General features: G+C 39.3%; 22 protein-coding genes. 12 read left to right on the forward strand and 10 right to left on the reverse strand.

The window, feature by feature from the left end; all coding sequences use genetic code 11:
• Window positions 1-128 precede the first annotated feature (128 nt).
• From GJ691_RS09950 to GJ691_RS09965, 4 genes are all read left to right on the forward strand, one after another.
• Window positions 129-614, forward strand: a complete 486-nt coding sequence (locus tag GJ691_RS09950; protein WP_154366420.1) for a hypothetical protein — start codon at window positions 129-131, stop codon at window positions 612-614.
• Window positions 615-746: 132 nt separating this feature from the next.
• A complete protein-coding gene (locus GJ691_RS09955; protein ID WP_154366422.1) occupies window positions 747-1,646 on the forward strand; it encodes a PIG-L deacetylase family protein in 900 nt (299 codons plus the stop codon).
• Between the two features lie 206 nt (window positions 1,647-1,852).
• Window positions 1,853-3,043, forward strand: coding sequence for a TlpA family protein disulfide reductase (locus GJ691_RS09960; RefSeq protein WP_154366424.1), 1,191 nt, complete (start codon window positions 1,853-1,855; stop codon window positions 3,041-3,043).
• Window positions 3,044-3,218: 175 nt separating this feature from the next.
• Window positions 3,219-4,577 carry a DEAD/DEAH box helicase gene (locus tag GJ691_RS09965; protein WP_154366426.1) on the forward strand — a complete coding sequence of 453 codons (1,359 nt, stop codon included), beginning with the start codon at window positions 3,219-3,221 and terminating at the stop codon, window positions 4,575-4,577.
• Between the two features lie 189 nt (window positions 4,578-4,766).
• Here GJ691_RS09965 and GJ691_RS09970 read toward each other — a convergent pair whose 3' ends face one another.
• The 4 genes from GJ691_RS09970 to GJ691_RS09985 all read right to left on the reverse strand — a co-directional run bounded on the left by GJ691_RS09970 (window position 4,767) and on the right by GJ691_RS09985 (window position 7,955).
• On the reverse strand, window positions 4,767-5,492 hold the full coding sequence (locus GJ691_RS09970; RefSeq protein ID WP_154366428.1) for a LytR/AlgR family response regulator transcription factor: 726 nt from the start codon (window positions 5,490-5,492) through the stop codon (window positions 4,767-4,769).
• Between the two features lie 4 nt (window positions 5,493-5,496).
• Window positions 5,497-6,531 carry a sensor histidine kinase gene (locus tag GJ691_RS09975; RefSeq protein ID WP_154366430.1) on the reverse strand — a complete coding sequence of 345 codons (1,035 nt, stop codon included), beginning with the start codon at window positions 6,529-6,531 and terminating at the stop codon, window positions 5,497-5,499.
• Entirely contained in the window at window positions 6,528-6,878 is a 351-nt protein-coding gene (locus GJ691_RS09980; protein WP_154366432.1) for a DUF4907 domain-containing protein, read from the reverse strand. The genes GJ691_RS09975 and GJ691_RS09980 overlap by 4 nt, the downstream gene beginning before the upstream one ends.
• Before the next feature lie 81 nt (window positions 6,879-6,959).
• Window positions 6,960-7,955: a Kelch repeat-containing protein gene (locus GJ691_RS09985; protein ID WP_154366434.1), complete on the reverse strand. Its 996-nt coding sequence runs from the start codon at window positions 7,953-7,955 to the stop codon at window positions 6,960-6,962.
• A 248-nt stretch (window positions 7,956-8,203) separates the two neighbouring features.
• On the opposite strand from GJ691_RS09985, the gene GJ691_RS09990 reads away from it, so the two are divergent.
• From GJ691_RS09990 to GJ691_RS10005, 4 genes are all read left to right on the forward strand, one after another.
• Window positions 8,204-9,499, forward strand: a complete 1,296-nt coding sequence (locus tag GJ691_RS09990; protein WP_154366436.1) for a DUF4270 family protein — start codon at window positions 8,204-8,206, stop codon at window positions 9,497-9,499.
• On the forward strand, window positions 9,483-10,739 hold the full coding sequence (gene bamG / locus GJ691_RS09995) for a BamG family beta-barrel-assembly machinery protein (RefSeq protein ID WP_154366439.1): 1,257 nt from the start codon (window positions 9,483-9,485) through the stop codon (window positions 10,737-10,739). The genes GJ691_RS09990 and bamG overlap by 17 nt, the downstream gene beginning before the upstream one ends.
• Before the next feature lie 122 nt (window positions 10,740-10,861).
• Window positions 10,862-11,425 (forward strand): DUF6515 family protein, encoded by a 564-nt coding sequence (locus GJ691_RS10000; protein WP_154366441.1) that lies wholly within the window; start codon window positions 10,862-10,864, stop codon window positions 11,423-11,425.
• 293 nt (window positions 11,426-11,718) lie between these two features.
• Window positions 11,719-12,150: a fused DSP-PTPase phosphatase/NAD kinase-like protein gene (locus GJ691_RS10005; protein ID WP_179955082.1), complete on the forward strand. Its 432-nt coding sequence runs from the start codon at window positions 11,719-11,721 to the stop codon at window positions 12,148-12,150.
• A 36-nt stretch (window positions 12,151-12,186) separates the two neighbouring features.
• On the opposite strand, the gene GJ691_RS10010 is transcribed toward GJ691_RS10005, so the two are convergent.
• From GJ691_RS10010 to GJ691_RS10035, 6 genes are read right to left on the reverse strand one after another with little or no spacing between them, the layout of a single operon-like run.
• On the reverse strand, window positions 12,187-12,918 hold the full coding sequence (locus GJ691_RS10010; RefSeq protein WP_154366445.1) for a LytR/AlgR family response regulator transcription factor: 732 nt from the start codon (window positions 12,916-12,918) through the stop codon (window positions 12,187-12,189).
• 5 nt (window positions 12,919-12,923) lie between these two features.
• Window positions 12,924-13,964, reverse strand: coding sequence for a sensor histidine kinase (locus tag GJ691_RS10015; RefSeq protein ID WP_154366447.1), 1,041 nt, complete (start codon window positions 13,962-13,964; stop codon window positions 12,924-12,926).
• Between the two features lie 10 nt (window positions 13,965-13,974).
• Window positions 13,975-15,195, reverse strand: a complete 1,221-nt coding sequence (locus GJ691_RS10020; RefSeq protein WP_154366448.1) for an ABC transporter permease — start codon at window positions 15,193-15,195, stop codon at window positions 13,975-13,977.
• 1 nt (window position 15,196) lies between these two features.
• Window positions 15,197-15,940 carry an ABC transporter ATP-binding protein gene (locus GJ691_RS10025; RefSeq protein ID WP_154366450.1) on the reverse strand — a complete coding sequence of 248 codons (744 nt, stop codon included), beginning with the start codon at window positions 15,938-15,940 and terminating at the stop codon, window positions 15,197-15,199.
• Between the two features lie 6 nt (window positions 15,941-15,946).
• A complete protein-coding gene (locus tag GJ691_RS10030; protein WP_154366452.1) occupies window positions 15,947-17,173 on the reverse strand; it encodes an efflux RND transporter periplasmic adaptor subunit in 1,227 nt (408 codons plus the stop codon).
• A gap of 4 nt (window positions 17,174-17,177) precedes the next feature.
• Complete coding sequence (locus GJ691_RS10035) at window positions 17,178-18,500, reverse strand: TolC family protein (RefSeq protein WP_154366454.1); 1,323 nt, start codon at window positions 18,498-18,500, stop codon at window positions 17,178-17,180.
• A gap of 487 nt (window positions 18,501-18,987) precedes the next feature.
• On the opposite strand from GJ691_RS10035, the gene GJ691_RS10040 reads away from it, so the two are divergent.
• The 4 genes from GJ691_RS10040 to GJ691_RS10055 are packed head-to-tail and all read left to right on the forward strand — an operon-like array spanning window position 18,988 to window position 25,402.
• Complete coding sequence (locus GJ691_RS10040) at window positions 18,988-20,760, forward strand: CRTAC1 family protein (protein ID WP_154366456.1); 1,773 nt, start codon at window positions 18,988-18,990, stop codon at window positions 20,758-20,760.
• Between the two features lie 7 nt (window positions 20,761-20,767).
• A complete protein-coding gene (locus tag GJ691_RS10045) occupies window positions 20,768-22,204 on the forward strand; it encodes an HzsA-related protein (protein ID WP_154366457.1) in 1,437 nt (478 codons plus the stop codon).
• A gap of 3 nt (window positions 22,205-22,207) precedes the next feature.
• A complete protein-coding gene (locus tag GJ691_RS10050) occupies window positions 22,208-24,235 on the forward strand; it encodes a YncE family protein (protein WP_154366459.1) in 2,028 nt (675 codons plus the stop codon).
• Between the two features lie 21 nt (window positions 24,236-24,256).
• Window positions 24,257-25,402, forward strand: a complete 1,146-nt coding sequence (locus GJ691_RS10055) for a ligand-binding sensor domain-containing protein (RefSeq protein WP_154366461.1) — start codon at window positions 24,257-24,259, stop codon at window positions 25,400-25,402.
• The last annotated feature ends 19 nt before the right edge of the window (window positions 25,403-25,421 follow it).

Consider the following 25,421-nt stretch of genomic DNA (forward strand, 5'->3'; position numbering starts at 1 on the left):
ATAATTGGTTATATTTAAGTACATGTTCTTTTTTGTGGCATGCAAAAGTAAAGCACATTCTTCCCCCATATGTTTGATAGGTTGGCATTGTACGTAATACGTCATACCCTAAATTTAAATTGCACATTATGAAAAATCTGATTTTTGTCATTATGTTGGTTTTAAGTAGTCATACATATGCACAAAGTGCTTCGGAAAACACAAATATTTATCTGCGGGTATTTGATATGGAAGGCAAAAAGATAGGAAAAGGGAAAATGCTTTCTATGTTGAAAACATCCCTAATATTGAGCCGGAACGGGGAACCTGTGGAAATTCCGGTCAGTAATATCGGGTCTATTAAGACGAAACGTTCAGGTGGGAACAATATGCTTATTGGGGCATCGGTCGGTGCAGGGGCAATGGCAATCATAGGTGCGGCTACCGCAGATCCAGATGCCGCATTATTTGCATATAACGCCGGAGAAGGTGCAGCGATTGGGACTCTTTTTGGAGGAACTGTAGGGGCAATGGTCGGTGGGGTCACTACCCTATTTAAAAAATCCAAATCTTATGAAATAAACGGGAATCAGGAAAAATGGAAAGCCTTTTCAGAAATAATTATAAATGATTGATTTTGTAAATCATCCCTTATATACCACCTCCTGTATCGTTCGCCACTCATGATTTTCCTCGGGAAAAACCCTTGTTCCGGAACACTATTTTTAACTTTATGTGTTAACTTGGTCTTTGCGTAAAAACCAACCATGAATACGTTCAGATTCCTATTGAACCTAAGGTTATTAGTGAAAATAACGCAATCAAAAATCGATAAATTGAAAAAGCCTTTATTAATTTTTACTGCTATTCTTTTGTTGTTTTCCTGCAAGGAGCAAAACGGCACAGAACAGGAGATCGGGTTGGCAAGTAATAAGGATAAGTCCTTAATGGTCATATTTGCCCATCCGGATGACGAGATCGTTATTTCTCCCATTCTGTCAAAATATGCCAACGAAGATGTAACTATCCACTCGGTCATTGTAACAGACGGTTCTAAGGGAGCAACCCCACATGCCAATATCCCTGCGGGGGATGCACTGGCTAAGGTGCGATCAAAAGAGGCCTTGTGCGTTACAAAAAACTTGGGTATTGCTCCCCCGATTTTTTTGAATTATATGGATGGCGATTTAGCACTAAAGGAAAACATCTATACGTTGGATGACAAAATCGATAGCTTGTTTACAAAATACCAGCCCGATGTTGTAATTACCTTTGGACCCGGAGGGCAATATGGACATCCGGACCATCGTATTGTCAGTAATATCGTTACCGAAGTTTTTCAGAGGAAAGCATCCGAGTCCTTGCAACAACTCCTTTATTATGGCTTTCCCAATGAGGCTGTGGACAAGGGGCTGGATTTGAAAACGGATTTGGTCAAGTGGATGAATGATAATCTGAAAACTACACAAAAGAGATTTCTTACTTATAGAATACCTTTTGATGCGCAAAATTTGAAATTGGGAAAGGAAGCATCAAGTTGTCATAAATCCCAATACACCCCAGATGATATCGACGATCTATTCGCTATCATGGGGCAAACAGGCGGATTGATCTATTTTAGGCCTTGGAATGGATCCAGTGCTATCAAAGACAATATTTTTGATTGATAAAAAGGGCATTTGGAGAATTGTTCTAAATGAGGTTTTGGTTGGTTATGTGCTAATTGTTTCATTGTTCGGTATATTGTATTTTCGGTGGAAGAAAATAGAGGTTATGTCCAAGTCCCATCTTTTTAAATTTCTATAATTTGTTAATTTAAATACCAAAAGGGGAGTCGTAACCTTATACCTTTGTGGGTGTTAATCGAACAAAAATGAGAACCGACCCTATTAAGAACATTGCTGGCCTTATAATCTTGGCCTATACTTTAATGGCTTGTAATTCCCCATCGTATATATCAGGGAAATTGGAAGGCGTTCCAGAAGGGGACGCGAAGATTTATCTTATTCAACCCAATAACCTACGGGAGGTCGCTGCTTCCTATTTTGGTAAGGTCATAGATTCGGCAGTGGTAAATCCTGATGGTACATTTGAATTTGAGAACTTGCCAGAAGATGAAGAGCCCGTATTGTTGGAAATGGCCATACAACAACCCGGGAAGTTCCCTAATTATTTAAATACCGATGACCCTACCAGGTCAAACTTCATGCCTGTATTATGGCAATCGGGAGAACCTCTTAAAATCACGGCCAGCTTTGATGAATTCCAGAAAAGCTTTGTAATTGAAAACCCTTCAGAAATCAATAGGGCTCTGATAAGACTTAGGGATGTAAACCTTAAGGCTTATAAGACCTATCTGGAAGGTAAACAATGGCATGTAGAGGATGGGAAACAATTGATGGATAAAGAACATGCTGTTTTACAATATAGGAAAGAACTGATGAAGTACGCCGATAGTGCAAGGGATCTTATTCCTGCATTGGTAGCGTTACGTTTGGTGAGCCCCGAAGATGATTATGAACGTGTACCTGAATTCTTGGTGGACCAATGCCGAACATGGAAAAAAGAACAACCCGGACACCCGTGGGTAGAACAACTTTGTAAACAAAGTGAACCCTCCAATTTACCCGTATTGGTTGGGGATGAATTTCCAGATTTACAGTTACCCATGATAACAAAGGATACACTTTTACTCAAAGACCAATTGGGCCACAAACTTACGATTGTAGACTTATGGGCATCTTGGTGTGCTCCCTGTAGATTGGAAAATCGCGAGGTTTTGGTCCCTATTTGGAACCAATACCATGACAAGGGATTGCAGATTATCGCCTACGGATTGGAGAGCAACGAGTCAGGATGGAAACGTGCCGTAGAACGTGACGGTGCAGATCGTTGGTTACAGGCATCGGATTTAAAAGGTGACGAAACCCCTTTCTTAAAAAGAATACGTATTAATACCATACCGGCCAATTTTATCCTGGATGAAAAAGGGGTTGTCCTTGCTAAGAACGTTCATGGAAAGGCTCTACAGGATTGGGTGAAAACTTATATGGCTAAACCATAATCCCCTTTATTCATATAAATCCTAAAATTTAACTTAGGGGTTTGGTCAAAATCCTCGAAAGTGCTGTTGGGTCAAATTTTTCGGTTTTTCGAATTTATTGCCCCCAAAATGAGACTTTTACGTTTATTTCGTGCAAAAGCACCTTTAGTACGATTTTTCTTGATTACTTTACAAAATGGACAATTTCGAAGATTATAAAATCAAAAAACAATTAAAAAAGGCCTTGGCCGGTTTAGGGTTTGAGGAGCCAACACCCATTCAGGAGGCGTCCTATAGCACTATTTTGGGTGGCTCCGATTTTGTGGGAATCGCACAGACCGGAACCGGGAAAACAATTGCCTACTTACTACCGATTTTACAGGATTTGAATTTTTCCGATCAAACTCACCCTAGGGTATTGATATTAGCGCCTACAAGGGAGCTGGTCATTCAAATAGTTGAACAAATAGAGGAATTGTCGGTTTACATGAGTGTTAGGGTAGTAGGGGTTTATGGTGGCAGTAATAATATTAACCGCCAAAAAAGGGCTGTTGCCGAAGGACAGGATATCGTTGTCGGTACTCCCAGAAGGTTGTACGACCTAGCCCTTTCCAATGTCTTAAGATTAAAATCAATAAAAAAACTTGTTATTGATGAGGTCGATATTATGTTGGATTTTGGTTATAAAACCCAGTTAAAGAACATTTTTGAATACTTACCGAAAAAACGTCAGAACATATTATTCTCTGCTACGATGACGACCTATGTTGATGAATTGATGAACGATTTTTTGGTTAACCCAAATAAGAAAACCATCGCTGTCAGTGGCACCCCTTTGAAGACTATTAGTCAGGAAGCCTATGCCGTACCTAATTTTTATACCAAGGCGAATTTACTAAACCATCTATTGCAAGATAAAGATGAATACAGTAAAGTATTGATTTTCGTCGCGACCAAGATAATTGCCGATAGACTATTTGAAGTACTGGATTTTGAATCGGAAGTTTCGGTTATCCATGCAAGCAAGGAACAAAACCATCGTACCAAATCAATAGAAAAATTCGAAAAAGGAACGAGCAGGATCCTGATAGCGACCGATGTAATCGCCCGTGGGATCGATATAGAAAAGATAAGTACCGTAATCAGTTTTGATACGCCATTTTATCCTGAAAATTATATACATAGAATTGGAAGGACAGGAAGGGCCGGGGAACAAGGGAGGTCCATTCTTCTCTATAATGAAAAGGAAGAATCCCTAAAGGATGCGATTGAGAGTTTGATGAAATACAAAATACCGTTCATTGAATTACCAAAGGAAGTGGCGGTAAGTACCCAACTTACCCCTGAGGAAGAATTAAAACCGATAGGTCCAGAAGACGGAACCGATAAGGATCACGGTATTGAAAGTGGGGCTGCCTTTCATAGCAAATCGGCCAAGAACAGTAAAGAAAAAGGAGGGGTAAAAAGCTATGAACGAAAATTAAAAAAGAAGTACAAAAAACCACAAAAACGGGGTGATAAGATCCAAAATAAAAAAAGGAGGAATAAGCGGTAGTTTTCTAAGTAGATGTTCATTTCTGTTTAAGTCAGGGGACATCACCTTAGGTTATAAATTGCTTGTACTGCTTTAGCCGATACCATTGAAAATCATTGGTATATGAAAAGTAATCTCGAATAGAGGATTTTTCATTGGAAACGGAATTCTATTCGGATCCCTAAATGTTGAGCCTATGGTTTACTCCCATTAAATGCCCAAAATAGAAAAGAACTGCGCTTTATGGCTATCACCGATGGGTATGCGTATATCGTCGATTACGATGCGGTTACGTTGAACAGTACGTATGAAATTCACATTGACCACAAATGATTTATGAACGCGGATAAATTGGTTCGGGGGCAGTTTATCCATCAGTTCTTTAAAACTTAACAGAGTCAAAATAGTCTTGTTGGAGTCTACGATATGTATTTTGAGATAATCCTTTAAACCTTGGATGTATTGAATGTCATCAAGGTTGATCTTTACACTTTCATGTTCTGATTTTACGAAAATGAATTTTTGGTTTTCGGTAGTTTCCCCGTTAGAAGGAAAAACATTGGCCATGACCGGTTGTTCTTTTAGGGACATAAGCTCCTTTACCCTGGATACGGCTTTTATGAACCGGTGGTACGGAATGGGTTTTACCAGATAATCCGTGGCATTCAACTCAAAACCTTCAACAGCATATTGTGAATAGGCTGTCGTAAAAATGAAATAAGGGCGATTTTCCAAAGCGCTAATGAATTCGAGTCCGCTTATCTGTGGCATTTCTATATCACAGAAAATAAGATCCACCTGTTTTTCTTTAATAACCGAAATGGCATCCAAAGGATTGGTATAACTACCAACCTCCTCAAGGAAGCCTAATTTTTTGCAATAGCCGGACAATACTTCAATTGCCAAGGGCTCGTCATCGATAATTATACAGTTCATGGTTTCAGAGATTTATTATTAGATCAACTTCATAGATTTCCCCATCATCGGCTATTCGTAATTCATGTGAATTGGGGTAGAGGTATTTAAGTCTGTTCTTTACATTTTCGAGACCCAGACCACTACTTTTAGTTTTTGGCTTTTGGTTGCCTATACTGTTCACAATATTAAAGTGTATAGACTTATCTTGAATCAAAAAGTTTATTTTGATCATTGTTTTTCCATTATAATCCGTGCCATATTTAAAGGCGTTTTCGATAAAGGAAATAAAGAGGAGGGGCGGTATTTTTATGTTGCTGTCGTCACCTGAAACTTTCAGGTGTACATTTTCATTATTGGCAAGTCGTAGGCGCTGTAAGGCTACATAGCTTCTAATGTATTCAATTTCCTTGCTGATCGGTACGTTGCCCTTATCGGCCTCATACAGCATATAACGCATTAATTCCGATAGGTTGATTATAGCCTCAGAAGTGTCGTTCGATTTTTTTACCGACAAGGAATAGATCGTATTGAGGGAATTGAACAGAAAATGCGGATTCAATTGCGCCTTGAAAAATTGCAGTTCTGACTCTACCTTTTCTTTTTCTATTGATTTTCTTAGGCTTTCATTTTTTTGCCAGCCAACATAAACCCTTAACATTGTTGAGAATAAAAAAGGAACACCGAAATTTACAACGGGTATCAAGGGAAAACGAAAAGCCAGAAGGTCATTTTGATGAGGTTCCATACGATGAAGGGGATTGGCGAATTGGTTCATTTCCGGAGGACGGAAGAACTTATGCATTACATAGGAAATTATGCCAATAAGCGCTATGGAAACTACAAGATATATTATTTTTCTTCCGTTTAACAGAAGTTGGGGCACTAGAATGAAATAATTTAAATAGAACAGTAATGTTGCTGTAATCATTTTTAACCACATACCTCCGGGTACGGGTTGTGAGAGTGAAAAGAAGGGATATAAAAGCAGACCATAAAGGGCGCACCATAAAAATAGGTGAACCAATATTTGTGGTATGTTCTTTTTATAAAGGATCATTCATTTTTTATTTTGTCAGAAGGGATATCAATATGTAATCCCTTAATATCTGAAACCGATAATCTAGGATCTTCGCCGTTCAATAATTTATCGATAACCAAATCGGCCGTTTTTTTGGCGTCTTCTGCCGAGGTGAAGACTTGACTTCCTTGTATTGCCGGAATACTTCCTTGTTGGATCAAGATCCTTTTGTGGTCTAATATACGATAACCAAATCCGTTTCCAACTTTGAAAACCTCTGAATGCAAGGGTTTATTCTGGTTACCATTGTAGAAGTAGTAAAGGCCGCCTAGAATTAAGACACCAAGACCAACTAGAATCAATATTTTTTTCAGTGATATTTTCATCTATATACATTTATTAAATGGGGCGGTACTTATGAAAAATACCGCCCCATTACTCAACTAATTCAACAATCAATTATTAACTTAATCTTCATCGTCATATTCATCAAACGGAAATAACTCATATATATCGTCTAAATAAAGGCTACTGGTACGACCAAGGCCTACAACTGCCCGTGATCCATTGGAAAAGGCTATTGGGTCTTGTCTAGAGGTGCCCTCCAAACTTGTCCTATCATCCCAAGTATCATCACTTGGGTCGTATTGCCAAACAGAGGTCAAAGTACCTCCTGAAGTACCACAGGCGATATAACCATATCCATTGATCGTGAACCCTACGGCATTACTTCTTGCAATACTATAATCATCTTCTTCATCCAATGGCAATTTCTCGGTCCATGTTTCAGTACTAGGGTCAAATACCCAAAAATCATCAGGGTATGAACCATTGGAAACCCCTGTTCCAAGATAAACAAGGTCATTTAAGATAAAAGTTGTGGCAGACCTTCTCTTGTCCCCGCCAAAACCTACCATTTCGGACCATGTGTCGGTGCTAGGGTCATATTTCCAAAAATCCTTACGGTCGTTGTCACCATCGTAACCGGTTCCGAAATATCCATAACCGTTAATTCCAAAGGCTATCGCACTTCGTCTTGGGCTTGCAGGGGTAGAGGCGATCTGTGTCCATGTGTTCGAACTTGGGTCGTAAGCATAAAAATCATCAAGTTCATCCAATCCGTCATAGCCCGAACCAATATATCCAGTTCCGTTTATTTGAAAACCTACACCGGCATTTCTGGCGCTTCCGGGGAAATCGGCTTTTTGAGACCAATAATCACCATCCATATCATAGGCCCAAAAAGAGGTAAGGTAATCATCACCGTCATATCCGGTTCCCATATAGCCTATATTACCGATAGTAAAACCGGATACACCACTTCGGGCGCTGCCATCAAAAACCGATCTTTCTATCCAGTTACCTTCATATTCATCGTCATCACTAGAACAACTCGATAATGTAAAAAGTACAACGCCCATTATGGCTATATGTTTAAAGTGGTATTGTAGTAATTCTTTCATAATGTCTTTTTGTTTTGCCTTTGGCTTCATTTTAAATTTTATTCAAAACTAACCTACGACTGTTAGGCTTGAAACTGAAATAGATGAAGTTGGCTATTTAACATATGAAACCTGTAATTTCATCTACCAATTTGGTCCCATGGTTAATAGGTAAAATCGCCTAGTTCGTCTTGTAACTATCGGGTTTCGTCTATTGTGGTTTCCGACTATATACATAGCATATACTTTTATGGTCAAATCAAATTTTTATGAAGAATATACTTGGTATAGTTTGTTGTCTCGTGTTATGCGTTTCGTGTAGCGATGATATGTTGAACGATTCCGATTTTGTTGTAAGTGAAACCTTTACCGAAAGCAATATACGTGTACTACAAATAGATACCCTAACCACCAGATTGTCTACCATGAAGTTCGACAGTATAATTACCTCTCAAGGTTCTCGAATGTTGGTAGGTAAATACAATGACCCTATTTTCGGAAACATGAAAAGTTCAAGTTTCATTGAAATGGTGCCGTCTTCCTATAGTATTGATGAGGATGCGGTATACGATAGTATCGTTTTTATACTTAGGTACGACAATTACTATTACAACGATACCTTGGTACAGAATACCGTACATATAAAACCCTTGATCGAGGAACTTCAACCTGCTGACGATTCGGATTTCTATAATTCGAGCATCATTGGTTTCGATGAGGAAGATCTTGGTTCATTGACCTTTGTTCCCAGGCCTTTGGAAAAAGATTCCTTAGCGGTAAGGTTAAGTGATGCTTTTGGTTCGGAATTATTCGATAAGCTCCAGGATCAAACCTTGACCGATTACGATGAGTTCGTTAACTATTTTCATGGGTTGACCATACGACCCGATGATAGTATTAACGGTACGATTCTCGGTTTTTCACTATCCTCCGATATGCGTCTTTACTACAGTATTTCGGGTGAAACCGATGTAGAAGAGTATTATACCGATTTTACGATTAACACCAGTAGTTCCCCCATTCCTTTTTTTAATCAGATATCTGCCGATGGACCCAATGAATATCTATCGGTATTAACAGATAATGAGGTGAATCTCTATAGTGAGGATTCGGAGGACCAAAGTTTTGTGCAGTCAGGTATGGGTGTTACCACACGTATAGAGTTTCCCTATTTAAAATCTGTAGGTGATATCGAGGGCCAGGGGACTTTACTTGGTGCTACTTTAAGAATAAAGCCTAAAGAAAGTTCTTATAATGATAATTTGATTTTGAGGGATACCCTTTCGGTTTACGTTGTTGACCAAAACAATGACCTGTTGGGAGACCTTGGGTTATATGCTATTTTAAACAAGAACAATGAAGAATTCAACGATATCTATTACGAAGTGTCATTAAGTAGTTATTTGGAAGATTTATTGGAAACCGATGAGGAATCGTCCGATGCTTTGATCTTACTGCCTTCGAATTACAATTCTACCTTAGACCGGTTTGTACTGGATGCGGATTATGAGAATGAAGGTACACAACTAGAACTAATATATGCCATTTATGATGAAAATGAATAAAACCAAACTTATTACAATCGTTGTCATCCTTTTGGCATTAAATTCCATCTCGGCCCAATCCGAAGGGTTAACCAGCTCTCCTTATTCTTTATATGGGTTAGGGGTCATTAATCAAACAAGTATTGGTTTTACCAATGGTTTAGGGTTTACCGGGATAGGTATAAAGACAGATTCACAGATCAATAACCTGAATGCCGCCAATTACGCATTGATACCACAAAACTCCTTTTACTATGATATAGGTTTAAAAGGGGAGTATAATAGTTACAGTAATTCAACTGAAGACGAATCGAAAACCACCTTCAACTTTTCCAATTTGGCAGTTGCATTCCGTGTAGCCAAAGGATTGGGGGTAGGTATTTCCATGGTGCCCTATAGCGATGTTGGTTACTATTTGGTAGGGCTCGAAACGAACATCGAAGGTTCTAACGAAACTTTTGAAAGTAATGTTTCCGGAGTTGGTGGACTAAGTGACCTTAGGGTAAATATTGGTTACGCGGTATTGGATAACTTAAGGTTTGGATTAAGTACTTCCTTTTTATTCGGGAGTATAGAGGAAGAAGAATCATTTGTAATTAGTCAAAGTGCTTTAAGTACAGTAGAGGAAACAAATTATTCCGGTATTCGAATGGGATTAGGAATGCAGTTCGACATAACCGATAATATCACCATTGGTAGTACAATACAATTACCAACAAGCCTTGAAGGTAATGTTAAGCGTTCAGTGGTCAAGTATTTGGATGGTTCTGAAATTACCGTTGAGGATGACGATAGTAGTTCAACCGATGATTTTGATATGCCTTTGGAAGTCGGTATAGGTTTCAGTGCAAAATTCATGGAATCATTGACTGTAAGTGGGGATTACAAAAAGAACTATTGGAGTGAAACCGGACAAGAGGAAAACCTGGGCACCTATGAAGACCAGGATATCTATTCCATTGGTCTAGAATATATTAAAGACCCTAAGAGTTATAAATATGGCCAACGAATTAGATATAGGGCCGGTTTTAATTATGATAATGGATACCTTGCAATTAATGGAACGAAAGTGGACGGTTACAATATTACCGCAGGTATAGGATTGCCCATAGGTCAGGGGCTTAGGTCTATGTTGAACCTTTCGTACAGTTACGGCTCAAAAGGACAGATTCAAAATATACTCGTTAAGGAAAACTATCATATGCTTACCTTGAATTTAAGTTTGGCAGATCTATGGTTTCAAAAAAGAAAGATCAATTAGTGCTGTTTCTTAGGTGATCCATGTCTTTTAAAATTGTGTTAATTCGGAGCAGGGTACTAAACCATTTGTTTTAAAAAACATCAAAAGACAAAATATAGATAACAATTAAAAAATCCATTATTATGAAAAAAGTAGTTATAATGATGTTAGGTTTGTTACTGACAATGACTTTTACGAATGAAGTGAATGCGCAGAAAAGAACCGCAACAAAAAGAACGACTACCACTAAAGTAGTAAGAGTACCAAGATCTAAGGTAATTTATAAGAAACCAAGGGCAAAAGTAGTCGCAACAAGGTCTATTCCCAATAAGAGGGTGGTCGTTTCCCCAAGGGGCGTTAATTATTATTATGCCAACAACAGGTTTTATAGATCCTACAATGGGCGATATATAGCTGTTGCCCCCAAGGTAGGTCTACGAATAGGGTTTTTACCCAATGGTTATAGAACAATCGTGTTTGCGGGAAGAAACTATTTCTATTTCGACGGTATTTATTACGACCAGATCGGTGATGAATATGAAGTGGTGTATCCTGAGTTAGGAACCATTATTTATGAGTTGCCCGATGAGTATGAGAAAGTTGAGTACGATGGGCAATTGCTATATGAAGCCAATGGCGTTTTGTACGAAAGGGTACAAGTAGATGGTACCAGGGCCTATGAGGTCGTGGGTATCGTTGAGGATTAAAAGTGTAAAAGACTTTTTACCAGTAATATTAAAAAGTAGGGATAGGTGTAGAACGACCACATTCCTACTTTTTGATTTTGTATTTTTAATCATTGGATGAATTTTTTCATCCGGTTGTCCGTAAATTATTTCGGGCTAATATAGCAGGACATTTTATGTGGTACGGTGATTTTAAAAAGGTTGTGTGTAGGAGGTGGGTGGTCTATATATTTTTCTTTATAGGTTTAGCTTTATCTGCACAACAGGAAAAGTTTCAAAAGATCTCTTCCGGGAATTTTGAAAACCTTTATCGTTTGAACGATTCATTGTATAGATCGGAACAGCCAAGTAAAAAGGGGTTTAAAGATCTTGAGGCCTTGGATGTTAAAACCGTAATTAATCTTAGAAGGTGGGATAAAAACAGGAGAAAGGCCGATGGCACCGAACTACAACTGGTGAATTTACCTTTGAAAGCGGGTAAACTTACCGAGGATCAAATTATCATGGCTTTAAAGGCCATTCAGGTAGCAGAAAGTCCCGTATTGATTCATTGTTGGCATGGTTCAGATAGAACAGGGGCGGTAATTGCCGCATATAGAATAATATTTGAAGATTGGACCAAGGAAAAGGCCATTGAGGAACTTAGATATGGTTATTTCGGATATCATGAAAAAATGTACCCTAACATTGTAACATTACTGCAAAATCTTAATGTTGGGCATATTAAAGAAGATTTGGGGTTATAGAGGTCTATTCTATATAAAAGTCTTGAGGGTTGAAAATTAATCCAAGCTGTTTTTAGAGATATAGGCCAAGAAATCCGGTTTGTAATTTTCCGAAACGGTTATTCGTTGTTCCCGGATAATAATCTGACTTCGTTCAATAACATCCACAGCTTCTAACGCAACGATAAATGAGCGGTGAATACGCATGAATTTATCGGGCGGAAGTACTTCTTGTAGACTTTTTAGGCTCATTAAGGTCAATACGGGCCTAGGTTGGTTTTTAAGCCATATTTTAATATAGTCCTTAAGGCCCTCAAAATACAGGACATCATCTAGATTTATCTTCAATTGTTTATAATCGGACTTTACGAAAAGGAACTTTTTTTCGCTGATGGTGGGCATTTGCTTTTTTGCTTTTATCAAGGAAAACCATTCTTTGGCTTTTGTAGCTGCCGATAAAAATTCGGCATAATCAAAAGGTTTCAATAAATAATCCAAAGCTTCTACCTTATAACCTTCCAAGGCATATTCTGAAAAAGCGGTTGTGAAAATGACCCGGGTACTTTTAGGAATTAATTTAGAAAGTCCAATACCAGTAAGATCAGGCATCTGTATGTCAAGAAAAACGAGGTCAACTGGTTCATTTTCCATAAAGCTTAAAGCTTCTATGGCACTGTCACATTTTTTTTTAAGAACCAAAAAGGGGGTTTTCAGAACATACCCTTCTATCAGTTGTAAAGCCATGGGTTCATCATCTACAACAATACAGCTAATTTGTATAGGTTTCATCTATTTCAGATTTCTAAGGTTAGGATGGCCGTAAAGATACCATCTATAACCTTATAATCGAAATGATGTTTATTGGGATATAGTAGTTGTAATCGTTTTTCCAAATTTTCCAGACCAATTCCGGAACCACTTTTGTCACTTGTGCTCTTAGGGGTATTGGGATTCGATGCCGTAAAGGTCAATTTGGTTCCGTCAACTTTCAGCCCAAATGATAAATCTGACGATTTGCTTGCGGATACGCCATGTTTAAATGCATTCTCTACCAAAGTGATGAAAAGCAATGGTACAACCTCAATATTTGGCAAATCATTCGGAAAGTCGTGCGATATTTTGATCTTATCACTATATCGGAGCTTCATGAGCTCAATGTATTGGGTCATGAAATCTATTTCTTTCCGTAGGGGGACCTTTTCGGTCTCGGTATCATACAAAAGGTAACGCATTAATTTACCCAAACTATGAATGGTCTTTTTTGCCGTTTCGGGCTGGTAATCTACCAACGAATAAATATTATTGAGAGCATTGAAAAAGAAATGCGGTTGTAATTGGTACTTTAAATGTTGGATCTCGGACTGTAGTTTAACATTCTTTGCTTCTTTTTGTTCAGCCTCGGTCTTCAACCATCTTTCCGTTGTTTTTAAAGCGATTGAAAATGCCAAGGGTACAAGGGACGCGAAAAAATCAAGATACCAGAAAATCTTTCTTGGAGGTTTGTTTTCAGGATTGTCGGTTATTACGAATGATTGGGTAAGATATCCTTTGAGTTCATGGTTTGCCCAAACAAAAGTACCGATCAGGATCAAATTGATAAGAAAGAAAAGTATGGTCTTTTTCTCAAATAGGAACTTATTAATTAGAAGGAGGTAATTAACGTAGAAAATGAACGCATAGAAAAATAAAGGTACCCAAGTATGTATGAGTGTCCTGGTCACGACCTGTGAAATCTGATTTTGACCTTGGGACAGCAAGTAGGGCATGCTGAACAGAATCAACCATGCCAGAACATGAAGTACGGGGAATAAGTATTTTTTACGGTTCAATTCCATCTTTTCTTATTTACTCATATCGTAATGCCGTGATCGGATCCAAAGCAGCTGCTTTTCTTGCAGGGTACCAGCCAAAGAATATTCCTGTGATGGCACAAACTGCAAATGATATGATAATCGAGTACAAGGCAACACTTGTTGGCCAATGTAAGAATTTCTCAATAAATATTGTAGAACCAAGGCCTAAGGTTACACCGATAATTCCACCAGTGATACTAATTAATATTGCTTCTATCAAAAATTGCATCAATATATCGGAACCTTTGCCACCTACAGCCATTCTTAAACCGATCTCCTTGGTACGTTCTTTTACCGAAACATACATGATATTCATGATGCCTATACCACCGATCAATAAAGAAATTCCTGCAACGGCAACCAAAAGTACGGTCAACATTTCACTGGTAGAACTGAATGTTGAAATCAATTCTTCCATAGAACGTACCGTAAAATCATCATCTTCGTTATCCAGAAGTTTGTGTTGCTCACGTAAAATTTCGGTAACTTGCGTCACGGCTTCAGGAGCGTCGTTTTCACTTGTTGCCGATGCCATGATCTGGTTTAAATAATCGATGGCCAAAATACGTTTTTGGACCGTGGAAAAAGGTGCTATGACCACATCATCCTGGTCTTGGCCAAAGGTATTTTCCCCTTTTTCTTCCAACACCCCGATAACTTTGAACGGTATACTATTGAAACGGACTAGTTTACCAATAGGGTCTTCACCATCAGGGAATATATTATCTACAACCGTCTGGCCTAATAAAACAACCTTCGAAGCTGATTGAACTTCGGCATCGGTAAACATGCTTCCACTTTGAAGGCCTACTACTTTAATGTCCAGGTATTCGGGATATACACCATAAATGGTAGATGGCCAGTTGTTGGCCCCGTTGATTACTTGTCCGCCTCCATTTACAACAGGGGTAATGTAATTTAACAAAGTGGTTTTCTTTTTAATCACCTCATAGTCATTAAGGGTCAGTGTCTGCACATCGCCACCACTTCCTCTTGCGGGCCCTCTGTCATCTTCCCCGGGTCTAACGGTAATCATATTCGATCCCATGCTCGAAATGGTACTTCGAATACTTTCTTTTGAACCCTCACCAATGGCTAACATGGCAATTACGGCCGCTACCCCTATGATAATGCCCAACATGGTCAGTAGGGTCCTGATCTTGTTGAGAACAATGGCCTTAAAGGCGATTTTAAATAAATTCAATAGTCTCATATTAATGGGGTTCTAATGGTAATGAGGCTAATTCAGTAGCCGCTGATTGAATATCTTTATTGAGGTAATCCTTAATGATGTTGCCATCTTTCAGGACAATGGTTCTACTACTAAAAGTAGCTATGTCTGGCTCGTGGGTCACGAAGGTGATCGTGATGCCCTTTTCATTCAACTCTTGGAACAAGGACATTATTTCGTATGAGGTACGAGTGTCCAGGTTTCCCGTAGCTTCATCGGCCAAGATCATTACAGGGTTGTTTACCAAAGATCGTGCAATGGCCACCCTTTGTTGTTGCCCACCTGAGAGCTGTGAAGGTGTATGGCCCATACGATCTCCCAAGCCTACCATCTCCAGCGCCTTAAAGGCCCTTTCTTTGCGTTCCTCTGTAGAGACCTTACTATTGTATAATAGGGGTAATTCTACATTTTCCAAGGCAGATGTCCGTGCTAAGAGATTATAGGATTGAAAAATGAACCCTATCTTTTCATTTCTAATTGTCGCTAATTGGTTTCTGTTCAAATCTTTTACGCTAACACCGTCTATCTCGTATAATCCCGATGTTGGTTGATCTAAACATCCTAAGATATTTAGCATAGTACTTTTTCCAGACCCACTAGAACCCATAATGGTAACGAATTCACCTTCAGTTATGGAGAACGAAATACCTTTTAGGGCATGCACGATTTCATTGCCCATGGTAAACTCTCGTTTTAAATCCTTTATTTTAATGATTTCCTTGTTCATGGCTGTTTACTTTTTCTTGTTAGCTCCTGGTGGTTTGGGCATGAACGGACTTTCATCCGATCCTCCGGGACCAGATTGCTGTTCAAAGGGACTTTCGGATTTTAAACTATATACCAGTTTGTCTCCCTCGTCAACACCACTTAAAATCTGTACGTTGACGCCATCACTCGCCCCTAGGGTTACTTCTTTCGGGGATATAGCGCCATCGGATTCAAGGATCCAAACTTTGGTTGCGCCTTCTTCCATGGGTTCAGGGCCACCTTTTGGGGGGGCAACGGCTATATTGTGTTGCTCGTTGTAGGCCATTAATAAAGCTGGGGTAGGTTTAAAATTGATGGCTTTCGCTTCAGTACTCAGTACATCCTTTAACTCTAAAGTATATATAGATATGGTGGCAGTAAGACCTGGTTTAAGTTTTAGGTCGGGATTGTCTGCTTTTATAACTACTGTATAGGTAACAACATTGGATGTTTCCGTATAATCCAAACGAACTTGTGTTACGGTACCTTCAAAAGTTTCCCCGAGATAAGCATCAACGGTAAAGGTTACACGTTGTCCTTCCGTTACACCACCTATATCTGCTTCGTCCACATCGGCTTCAACTTGCATTTCCTTCAGATCTTGTGCAATGGTAAAGAGGGTAGGTGTGCTATAACTTGCGGCTACTGTTTGGCCTTCGTCTATGTCTCTTGAAAGTACGACACCGTTTATGGGTGAATAAATATTTGCATAGCCCAAATTGGTCCTCGCCTGTTGTAAATCGGATAACCGTTGGGTCACCGTACCCTTTGCTGTTTCATAATTATATAGGGCATCATCATAATCGGCTTTACTGATGACTTTGTTTTCAAATAAGGTTTTTTGTCGTTCGAAAATAGTTTGTGTGTAGTTCCTTTGGCTCAAGGCATTGTCATAGGAAGCTTGTGCTTGTGTAAGTGCGGCCCTTAGATTGGTTTTATCCAATTCCGCGATCAATTGTCCTTCTGTGACTATACTGTTGTAATCTACATATATTTTCTCGACCACACCGGACACCTGTGTACCTACATCTACTTGATTTATGGGCTCTATGGTTCCGGTAGCCGTTACCATAGTGGTAACGTCTCCTTTTTTGACGGTAAGGGTTTCTGCTTCGATAACCACATCATCATTATCCTTTAAAAAGCTATAAGCCGTGAAAGCAAGGATAAGGATAACAATACTGCCTATTACTATGTTTCTTTTATTTTTCATTTGATTAAAGTTTAATGTCGTTTCCTTGATAAAATTGAAGTAATTGGGTATATAAAAGACTTAGATATTTTGCCTGAATGTAGTTTTGCTGGGCATTGGTGTATGTGTTTTGGCTTACTACAAGATCGGTGGTACTCAAAGCACCCAGTTCATATTGTTTCTGAGCCAATCGGTACGACTCACTTGCGGCATTTTGTGCAACATCGGCAGCTACCATTTGGCTTTGTGCCGCAGTGGCATTATGCCAGGCGGTTTCAATTTTTTGATATAGATCTTTTTCTTCTTGAGCCAATTGCAGTTGGGCTATGTCAATATTTATCTTGGCGTTTTCAACTTCGGTTTTCGTTTTGTTCCGGTTGAAAATAGGAACGTTCAAAGAGAGTCCGACCCTTTGGTTGAAGTTCAAATCAAGTTGGTCGGAAAAATTAAAGTCCTGGGTTGAGGTATAACCGGATCCAAGGCTTCCTGTTAATGAAAGTGTAGGTAGATACCCTCCTTTGGCAATATCCAATTCCTTTTCTGAGACGGATATATTTATTTTACTTGCATTTATTTCGGGAAGTTTTTCCAAAGCTTGGCTATAGACTTGGTTCAAATCAGGTATTAGATCCTCACCGGTACCGGCCGGATCGGCAATTTGAAACGAGGCGCCGTTAGGAAGTTCTAATAGTTGTTTTAGGGTCAATAACTGCTGGGCGTAATCATTTTTAGCGGTAATTAAGTTATAGGTGTTCGTGGCCGTATTTGATTGTGCATCTGAATAATCCTTTAAGGCAATGGATCCCGCTTCAAAACGGGCCTTGGCCTGTTCTTCTTCTTTTTGTGATGCAACCAGGTTGTTTTCGGCTATCGCTATGTTTTCTTTGCTATAAAGCAGTTGAATATAGCTATCTGTTATACTCAGGACGATATTGTTTTTGGCCTGTTCCTCATAAAAGGAATACTGGTCAACCAGAAGTTTGTTTTGCTTTATTTCATTATTGATTTGATTCCCTTGGAAAAGGGTAACCTGGGTGTTCAGTCCTAAACTAGTGGCATTGATCTGCTGGGAAACAAAATCACTTGTTATAGGGTCAATCGAATTACCATTCGTAAAGTTCTGTGAGGCAGAACCGGTTAAATTGGGCAATCTTGACGATTTTGCTGCTTTATAGTCCTGAAGCGTGCTGTTTTTTTCCAAAACTGCCTGTTTTACGGTAATGTTGTGCTCCAAGGCATAGGAGATGCAATCCTCTAAGGACCAAATTTTTTTCGTATCGCTTGAGGTTTGTTGACTCTGCACAAACTGACCGAGTAATACCAGAAATATGATGATTGTTTTTTTCATGTCGTTGTAAACAATTTTAGTTGAAATACGAATCAAATATCCAAAGGAACCCAAGAGATACATATTGAAATAGATGAAGAAGGGAATTGACTGGATTAAAGCCTTGATTTTATCGACGGTTTTTTTTTGGAAATATGGAAGGGGACCAGGATTATGGGATTTTTTAAAAAGGAAAGTCTGATCAGAAGGATGAAATTCTTAAGGTTATATCAACATTGAACAATAATTGATTGTTTGATTATTGAATTGGGAGATTTGATGATTAAAATTAAATATTACTTAAAAAAATCTTAAAAAAATTAGCATTATATGATTTTTGTCATCTTTCCTGCCCATGTAGAAATGTATTTTTGACTTTGGAGCACGAGGGGGATGATTCTTTATTATAAACCATTTAGGGTTTGTAAAAAATTGATTGTCATAGCATTGTGTTTTTTTAAGTTAATGTATTTTGATTTTCTTTTTGATTCTAGATGAATCATACAAGATGTTCAGATTCAATCTTATAGCAAAAAGTAATATGATTGACCATCAAAAACGATTTTTCCTTGGTTCTTTGAGTACGGCCAAATGGGGTAGCTTTGTCAATATAGCTGCGATGAAGAAATGTTTTAAATCAACTATTGTATTGTTCTTGGTTTTTGGCTGCAATTCTGAGCCGAAATCATCTAAATCAAACCAAGATGCCATAAAAGAGCCTCCAGCAGCCAATACAGAGTTCTTTCAATCCATAGCTCAAGAAATCGGGCTGGATTTTAAACATTCCATCGGGGCCGATCATATGGAGAATATTATAGAATCCGTTGGTGGGGGTGCCGCTTTTTTGGATTATGACCAGGATGGGTATATGGATATCTATGTGTGCAGTGGAACGTGGGTCAAAGGATTCAGTAAAAGTGAGAAGCCGAAGGTAATGCCGACCAACCATCTATACAGGAATAAACAGAACGGTACTTTTGAGGATGTTACCAAAAAAGCAAAGGTCGGTGGCCCTTGGTATAGTATGGGTGTTACCGTTGGGGATTATAATAATGACGGATTTCCTGATATTTACTTAAGTAATAACGGGCCTAATACTTTATATAAGAATAATGGTGACGGAACATTCACCAATGTAACCGAAAAAGCCGCTATTGGTGGTGGCAAATATTGCAGTGTAGGTGCCGTTTGGATGGATTATGATAATGATAGCCATTTAGACCTTTATGTTGGTAATTATCTCAATTTTGATCCAGACTATAAATATTATTATGCCCCGGATGGCTTTCCTGGTCCTTTGGCTTATGATAGTCAGCCTGATATTTTATACCATAACAACGGCGATGGTACTTTCGAGGATGTAACCCAAAAAATGGGAATAGTCGATATTGATGGTAGGGCCATGGGAGTTGGTGCCGCTGACTATGATGATGATGGGTATGTTGATATTTATGTGGCCAACGATCACACCGTAAATTATCTTTGGCATAATGATCAAGGTAAGGGTTTTACCGACAAGGGAACCATGTCTGGCACAGGTTTTAGTCAGTCAGGTGAGGCTACGGTAAGTATGTCTGTAGATTTTGCCGATTTTAATGGGGATGAGTTATTGGACCTTTTCATTTCGGATGATAATTATTGCTCGCTATATGAAAATATGGGGAATGGGGTCTTTAGTGATCAATCCTATGCCTCGGGTATATCGGTGGCCTCAGGACAATTCGTGGGTTGGTCATCGTCCTTTTTTGATTATGACAATGACGGCGATGTAGACATTTTTAAATCCAATGGGGAGTTAAAACACCTATACGGGCAAGAGGATCAGTTGTTCGAAAATATTCAAGAGGGAAAATTCAAGGATGTTTCCATAGACCTTAGTTCATATTTCAAGGAAGAGCATGTGGGAAGAGGCGCCTGTTTGGGCGACTACGATAATGATGGGGATACCGATATTTTTATCGTTAACCTGGATAGTATAGGGGTTTTTCTAAGAAACAATAAAGGAAATAATAATAATTGGCTTTCCTTGAATTTGATCGGGGAATCCAGTAATCGCGATGGTGTTGGGAGCAGGGTTAGGATCACGGCCGATGGTAAGGTTCAAACGGCCCAGAAAAAAAGTACGACAGGTTACCTTTCACAAAACGACCCCAGAATTTACTTTGGTCTTGCCAAAAGTACTATAGTCGATAGTATAGAAATCAAATGGCCTTCGGGCAAACATCAGGTTTTGGAGAAAATCGATGCCAACCAAATTTTAACCGTACGTGAACCCCAATAAGTGAATTATGTTCCCAAAAAACACTTTTAATTCATATCTGATCGTATTGGCCATGTGCTTTGGAGCCATAGGAATGCATTCTTGCAAGCAAAAGCCTCTTACGCACATGATCGTAATGACCCAGAACAAGGGAGATGTAGAGTCAAGGGATTATTCAAAAGGTGATAAGTTGCAGTATATGTCCGGATCAAGGATAGTTGCAATGAATACAACAACTCCAAATGAACCCTTGGATGAATTGACCTCTGATTTTTATTCAGCCTGTTCCCCTAAGATATCCTATGACGGTAATTTTATGCTGTTCGCTGCCCAAAAGAACCAAGATGATGTGTGGCAAATATGGGAAATGAATCTGCACAATAAGAAAAAGAAGCAAATTACATCTTCCGATCATAATTGTATAGATCCGGACTACTTGCCTGGCGAAAGGTTGGTCTTTAGTAAGGAGGTAAAAAATAAAGACCCCAAAGTTGATACAGAATTCACCCTTTTTTCTTGCAATTTAGATGGTTCCAACCTAGCTCAGGTAACTTATGATCCCAGTACGTATTTCGCATCAACGGTTCTAAGTGAGGGGCGGGTAATTGCAATTGGTAAAGAACTATGGCCAGAAGAAAAGCCCGCTAATTTTATGATTATGCGACCAGATGGAACAAAAAAGGAATTGTTCTATCAAATGGAACAGGACCATTATATAACCAGTGGTGCAACCGAAATGAATAATGGAAGAATTCTGTTTGTTGAAGCAAATTCGAACAACCAAAAAGACTTGATATCCTTATCCTATAATCGCCCTTTGCATTCCGAAGAAAACCTCACTTCGGAAATAAAAGGGGATTTCCACGCCATTAGCCCATATCACGATAACAAGGTGTTGTCCAGTTATCGTCCTGAAAATGCGTTGCACTTCGCTCTTTATGAATTTGATGTTGAAAGCCGTGAGTTGGGTCGGCCTATTTATGAAGATGGGGAGAATAATATTTTAGAAGCGGTATTTGTCCAAAAAAAGCAACGCCCCCGTAAATTACCTAGCGAAGTTGATTTGAACGTAAAGACCGCATTATTGGTCTGTCAAGATATAAATTTCCAATATTCCCAACCAACGGATTCCACCATACCGGCATTTAAAGCGAGTAAAATGGAGGTCTTGGGAATAGACTCTACGATGGCCGTTTTCAAAACGGAAAAAGATGGTTCCTTTTATATAAAAATACAGGCCGATACACCGTTCAGGTTACAAACGCTAGATGACAATAATAATGTGGTGAAGGGACCCAGCAGTTGGATGTATTTACGTCCCAATGAAAGGCGTGGGTGTATTGGGTGTCATGAAAACAGGGAATTGGTACCAGGCAATGTTCAACCTTTGGCGGTTACAAAAGAACCCATTCCGGTACCAACGCCAAAGCAGATGGATGCTCCTAAACGAGAATTAAAAATGTAGGCCATGAAGAGTAAAAAAGTCAAGATTTTTTTCTTTGTAATAGCATTTCTAGGACTGATTATCTTCATTCCTGGGCGCATGTTCGTAAGACATCATGTGAACCAAAAAACGGCGGTAACGGATCACCCGTTAAAATGTACATCGTGCCACTTGTACACTTCCAAGAACAAGATTGTCTCGAATTTAATAAATGAGGATTATTATTCCCCTTTCAATATTGCGGTTAGCAATGATGGCAAGCGTTTATTCGTGGTTGCCCAGGATACAGGTGAACTTCTTATTGTCGATGCAGAAAGTAAAACGGTCGTTCAAAAGGTAAAAGTAGGTGTTCATCCGCATAGTGTAATTTTGGATAAAACCAATGCATTTGCTTATGTAAGTAATCAATGGTCAGACAATATCTCTGTAGTAAATCTTGCCACCTCCAAAGTGCTGGATACACTGATAACGGGCAATGGACCTTCAGGTTTGGCCCTAAGTGCAGATGGGGCTAAATTACTGGTAGTGGATACATATGGTTCGGATCTTTCGGTAATAGATTTGGATACCAAAGAAGAAATGAAAAGGTTGAGAACAGGCAGTGATCCAACCGGGACTGCATTGTCACCCGATGGTAAAAAACTTTACGTGACCAGCAGACGCTCTAAAATAGTTCCTTATGGAGAACCTCTGGTTAGTGACCTTACCCAAATAGATGCAACTACCTTACGGGTCGATGAGCATAAAGATGTTGAGGAAGCTTATATGATGGAGAATATAACCTTTACTCCCTCTGGAGATCTTGCATTAATGACATTGATAAGGCCTAAGAACCTGATACCTTCCATACAAGTTGAAGGAGGTTGGATGATGACCCATGGTATCGGGGTAATTGACCAGAATAACGAGGGGCGAATAATACAATTATTGACCGATCAACCCAATGCCTACTATTCCGATTCTTTCGATATCGTTGTTTCCCCCGATGGAAAAAGAGCGTACGTATCAAATGCGGGTGCAGATAAGATTACGGTTATGTCCGTCGATTCGATTAGGGCCATTATCAAAGAAACCCCAAAGGAACAACTTAAGAACATCGCGAACAACCTAGGTGTCAGTAGCAGGTTTGTTATCGACAGAATTAGTACGGGTGCCAACCCTAAAGGTTTGGCCCTTTCCCCTGATGGTAAAAAACTCTATATAGCGGAACAGCTCGAGGATAAAATCGGAGTACTTAACACCGAAACCCTAAAAATGGAAACGGCCATTGACCTTGGTGGCCCAACTAGGATTACCGTAGCCAGGCAAGGGAGAAGGCTTTTCAACAATGCTGGGCATACCTTTCAAAACCAATATGCATGTTATACTTGTCATCCTGATAACCATGAAGACGGCCTCGTTTACAATATGGCAGGGAAAGATATGGGCCGTAATGTAACCAATACACAATCTTTAAGGGAAATCGGTGATACCCCACCTTTCAAGTGGAACGGAAAGAACCAAACCATATATAAGCAAGATGGCATGCGGTTTTCAACCGTTCTTACCCGTACCGAACAATTCAGTTATGACGACTTGGATGCCATTACGGCTTACATAAAAAGGGGTATAAAATATCCTCCTAATTTAATGTACAATCCACATGGCAAATTAACCGAATCACAATTACGGGGAAAAGAAATTTATAATAGGACAAAAGATAATTCGGGAAATGTGATTCCTGAGAATAATCGGTGCTATACATGTCACCCAGCACCATTGTATTCGAATTTACAACCGGCCGATGTCAGTACCTTGGCCGTAAGTGATGACTCTATTTTGTTCGATACGCCACATTTGGGCAACATATATGCTTCTCCACCTTATTTACATGACGGTAGGGCTGCAACCTTGGAGGAGATATGGACGATTTATGGGGAAGATAATAAACACGGTTATGTTAATGACCTGACCAAAATGCAATTGAACGACCTTATTGATTACTTGAAATCGCTCGGAGGTCCGGAACAGGAAGATGAGGGTTATCAAGAACAACAAACCGCAAGTTTTTAAGTGTTTAAAAAACTAACAACGATGAATATACAAACCAAACATTTCAAAATAATCGTCCCCATGGCGATTCTTGTGATAGCTTCTTTAGGTTTTGTTCGGCCCGAAGAACGCTCACCCGTGTTAAATGATAGTTCTGATATTAACACGACAAATAATAGTAAGGAAGCCGAAAAACCAATGCCTATTTATGGTAATTGGAAAAATTACGACTCCAAGAACGGATTGCCCGGAGATAAGGCATATTGTGTAAAGATAGATGGTGAAAGGATATTAGTGGGTACACATGAAGGACTTGCTGTTTTGGAAAACGGGAAATGGAAGACCTATACTACGGATGACGGACTTGCACATAACGGGGTTTTGGCAATCGATGTTGATCAGGCGACTGGTGATGTTTGGTTGGGTACCATGGGCGGATTGTCAAGGTGGTCTACCGGTAAGTTCGAGAATTTCAATCAAATGAACAGCGGTATGCCCAATGATCTGATCTATGCGGTAACCTGTGACGAAAAATTTGTTTGGGTCGCCACTGGTGGTGGGGCCGGGAGCTATAATACGTATACCAGAAAATGGGAGATATTCACAGAAGAAAACGCACCAATGCACGAACCTTGGACCTATGGGGTATGTGCCAGTAAGGACAAGATTTTTATTGCCGCTTGGGGCGGTGGAGTCATTGAATATACCAAGAAGACAAAAAAATTCAGGGATTATGTAGATCCAGATGGTAATATGGAGATTGACCTTTTTCCAGATGATGGTGTTGTTCATGATATTACGACAGGAACTTCCTGGGCCAACGATATACTTTGGGTCGCCACCTATTTTGGTTTAAGCAGATATGACGGGGTGCATTGGAAAGGTTACTTTGATCACGACAGTGGTTTGGCGAGTAATTTCATCAATTTCATTAAGGCCAAGGATGATTATGCATTTATCTGTACAGACCAAGGATTAAGTTGTACAGATGGCAATAATTGGGTTACCTATACCACAAATGAAAAAACAAATAAGGGCAAGACCATCATATTGAACGGTACCAACAAAAAGGAATTGGGGGAATCCACATCACTGGCCCATAATTTTATTTTGGGGGTTGATATTGTAGGAAATGATATCTGGGTAGCAACCGCAGAAGGCGTAAGTCATGGTCAGTTAAAGCATTGAAAATTTAAAACTAGAATAC

Source organism: Maribacter luteus (genome assembly GCF_009674825.1).
Taxonomy (GTDB): Bacteria; Bacteroidota; Bacteroidia; order Flavobacteriales; family Flavobacteriaceae; genus Maribacter_A; species Maribacter_A luteus.

Excerpts from the sequence above, each read along its gene's own strand:
- GJ691_RS09980 (WP_154366432.1), bottom strand. The coding sequence starts at position 6,878 with ATGAAAATATCACTGAAAAAAATATTGATTCTAGTTGGTCTTGGTGTC.
- GJ691_RS09965 (WP_154366426.1), top strand. The coding sequence starts at position 3,219 with ATGGACAATTTCGAAGATTATAAAATCAAAAAACAATTAAAAAAGGCC.
- GJ691_RS09985 (WP_154366434.1), bottom strand. The coding sequence starts at position 7,955 with ATGAAAGAATTACTACAATACCACTTTAAACATATAGCCATAATGGGC.
- GJ691_RS10020 (WP_154366448.1), bottom strand. The coding sequence starts at position 15,195 with ATGAGACTATTGAATTTATTTAAAATCGCCTTTAAGGCCATTGTTCTC.
- GJ691_RS10050 (WP_154366459.1), top strand. The coding sequence starts at position 22,208 with ATGAAGAGTAAAAAAGTCAAGATTTTTTTCTTTGTAATAGCATTTCTA.
- GJ691_RS09955 (WP_154366422.1), top strand. The coding sequence starts at position 747 with ATGAATACGTTCAGATTCCTATTGAACCTAAGGTTATTAGTGAAAATA.
- GJ691_RS10000 (WP_154366441.1), top strand. The coding sequence starts at position 10,862 with ATGAAAAAAGTAGTTATAATGATGTTAGGTTTGTTACTGACAATGACT.
- GJ691_RS09975 (WP_154366430.1), bottom strand. The coding sequence starts at position 6,531 with ATGATCCTTTATAAAAAGAACATACCACAAATATTGGTTCACCTATTT.
- GJ691_RS10045 (WP_154366457.1), top strand. The coding sequence starts at position 20,768 with ATGTTCCCAAAAAACACTTTTAATTCATATCTGATCGTATTGGCCATG.
- bamG (WP_154366439.1), top strand. The coding sequence starts at position 9,483 with ATGATGAAAATGAATAAAACCAAACTTATTACAATCGTTGTCATCCTT.
- GJ691_RS10055 (WP_154366461.1), top strand. The coding sequence starts at position 24,257 with ATGAATATACAAACCAAACATTTCAAAATAATCGTCCCCATGGCGATT.
- GJ691_RS09970 (WP_154366428.1), bottom strand. The coding sequence starts at position 5,492 with ATGAACTGTATAATTATCGATGACGAGCCCTTGGCAATTGAAGTATTG.
- GJ691_RS10030 (WP_154366452.1), bottom strand. The coding sequence starts at position 17,173 with ATGAAAAATAAAAGAAACATAGTAATAGGCAGTATTGTTATCCTTATC.
- GJ691_RS10010 (WP_154366445.1), bottom strand. The coding sequence starts at position 12,918 with ATGAAACCTATACAAATTAGCTGTATTGTTGTAGATGATGAACCCATG.
- GJ691_RS09950 (WP_154366420.1), top strand. The coding sequence starts at position 129 with ATGAAAAATCTGATTTTTGTCATTATGTTGGTTTTAAGTAGTCATACA.
- GJ691_RS10040 (WP_154366456.1), top strand. The coding sequence starts at position 18,988 with ATGTTCAGATTCAATCTTATAGCAAAAAGTAATATGATTGACCATCAA.
- GJ691_RS10015 (WP_154366447.1), bottom strand. The coding sequence starts at position 13,964 with ATGGAATTGAACCGTAAAAAATACTTATTCCCCGTACTTCATGTTCTG.
- GJ691_RS09960 (WP_154366424.1), top strand. The coding sequence starts at position 1,853 with ATGAGAACCGACCCTATTAAGAACATTGCTGGCCTTATAATCTTGGCC.
- GJ691_RS09990 (WP_154366436.1), top strand. The coding sequence starts at position 8,204 with ATGAAGAATATACTTGGTATAGTTTGTTGTCTCGTGTTATGCGTTTCG.
- GJ691_RS10025 (WP_154366450.1), bottom strand. The coding sequence starts at position 15,940 with ATGAACAAGGAAATCATTAAAATAAAGGATTTAAAACGAGAGTTTACC.
- GJ691_RS10035 (WP_154366454.1), bottom strand. The coding sequence starts at position 18,500 with ATGAAAAAAACAATCATCATATTTCTGGTATTACTCGGTCAGTTTGTG.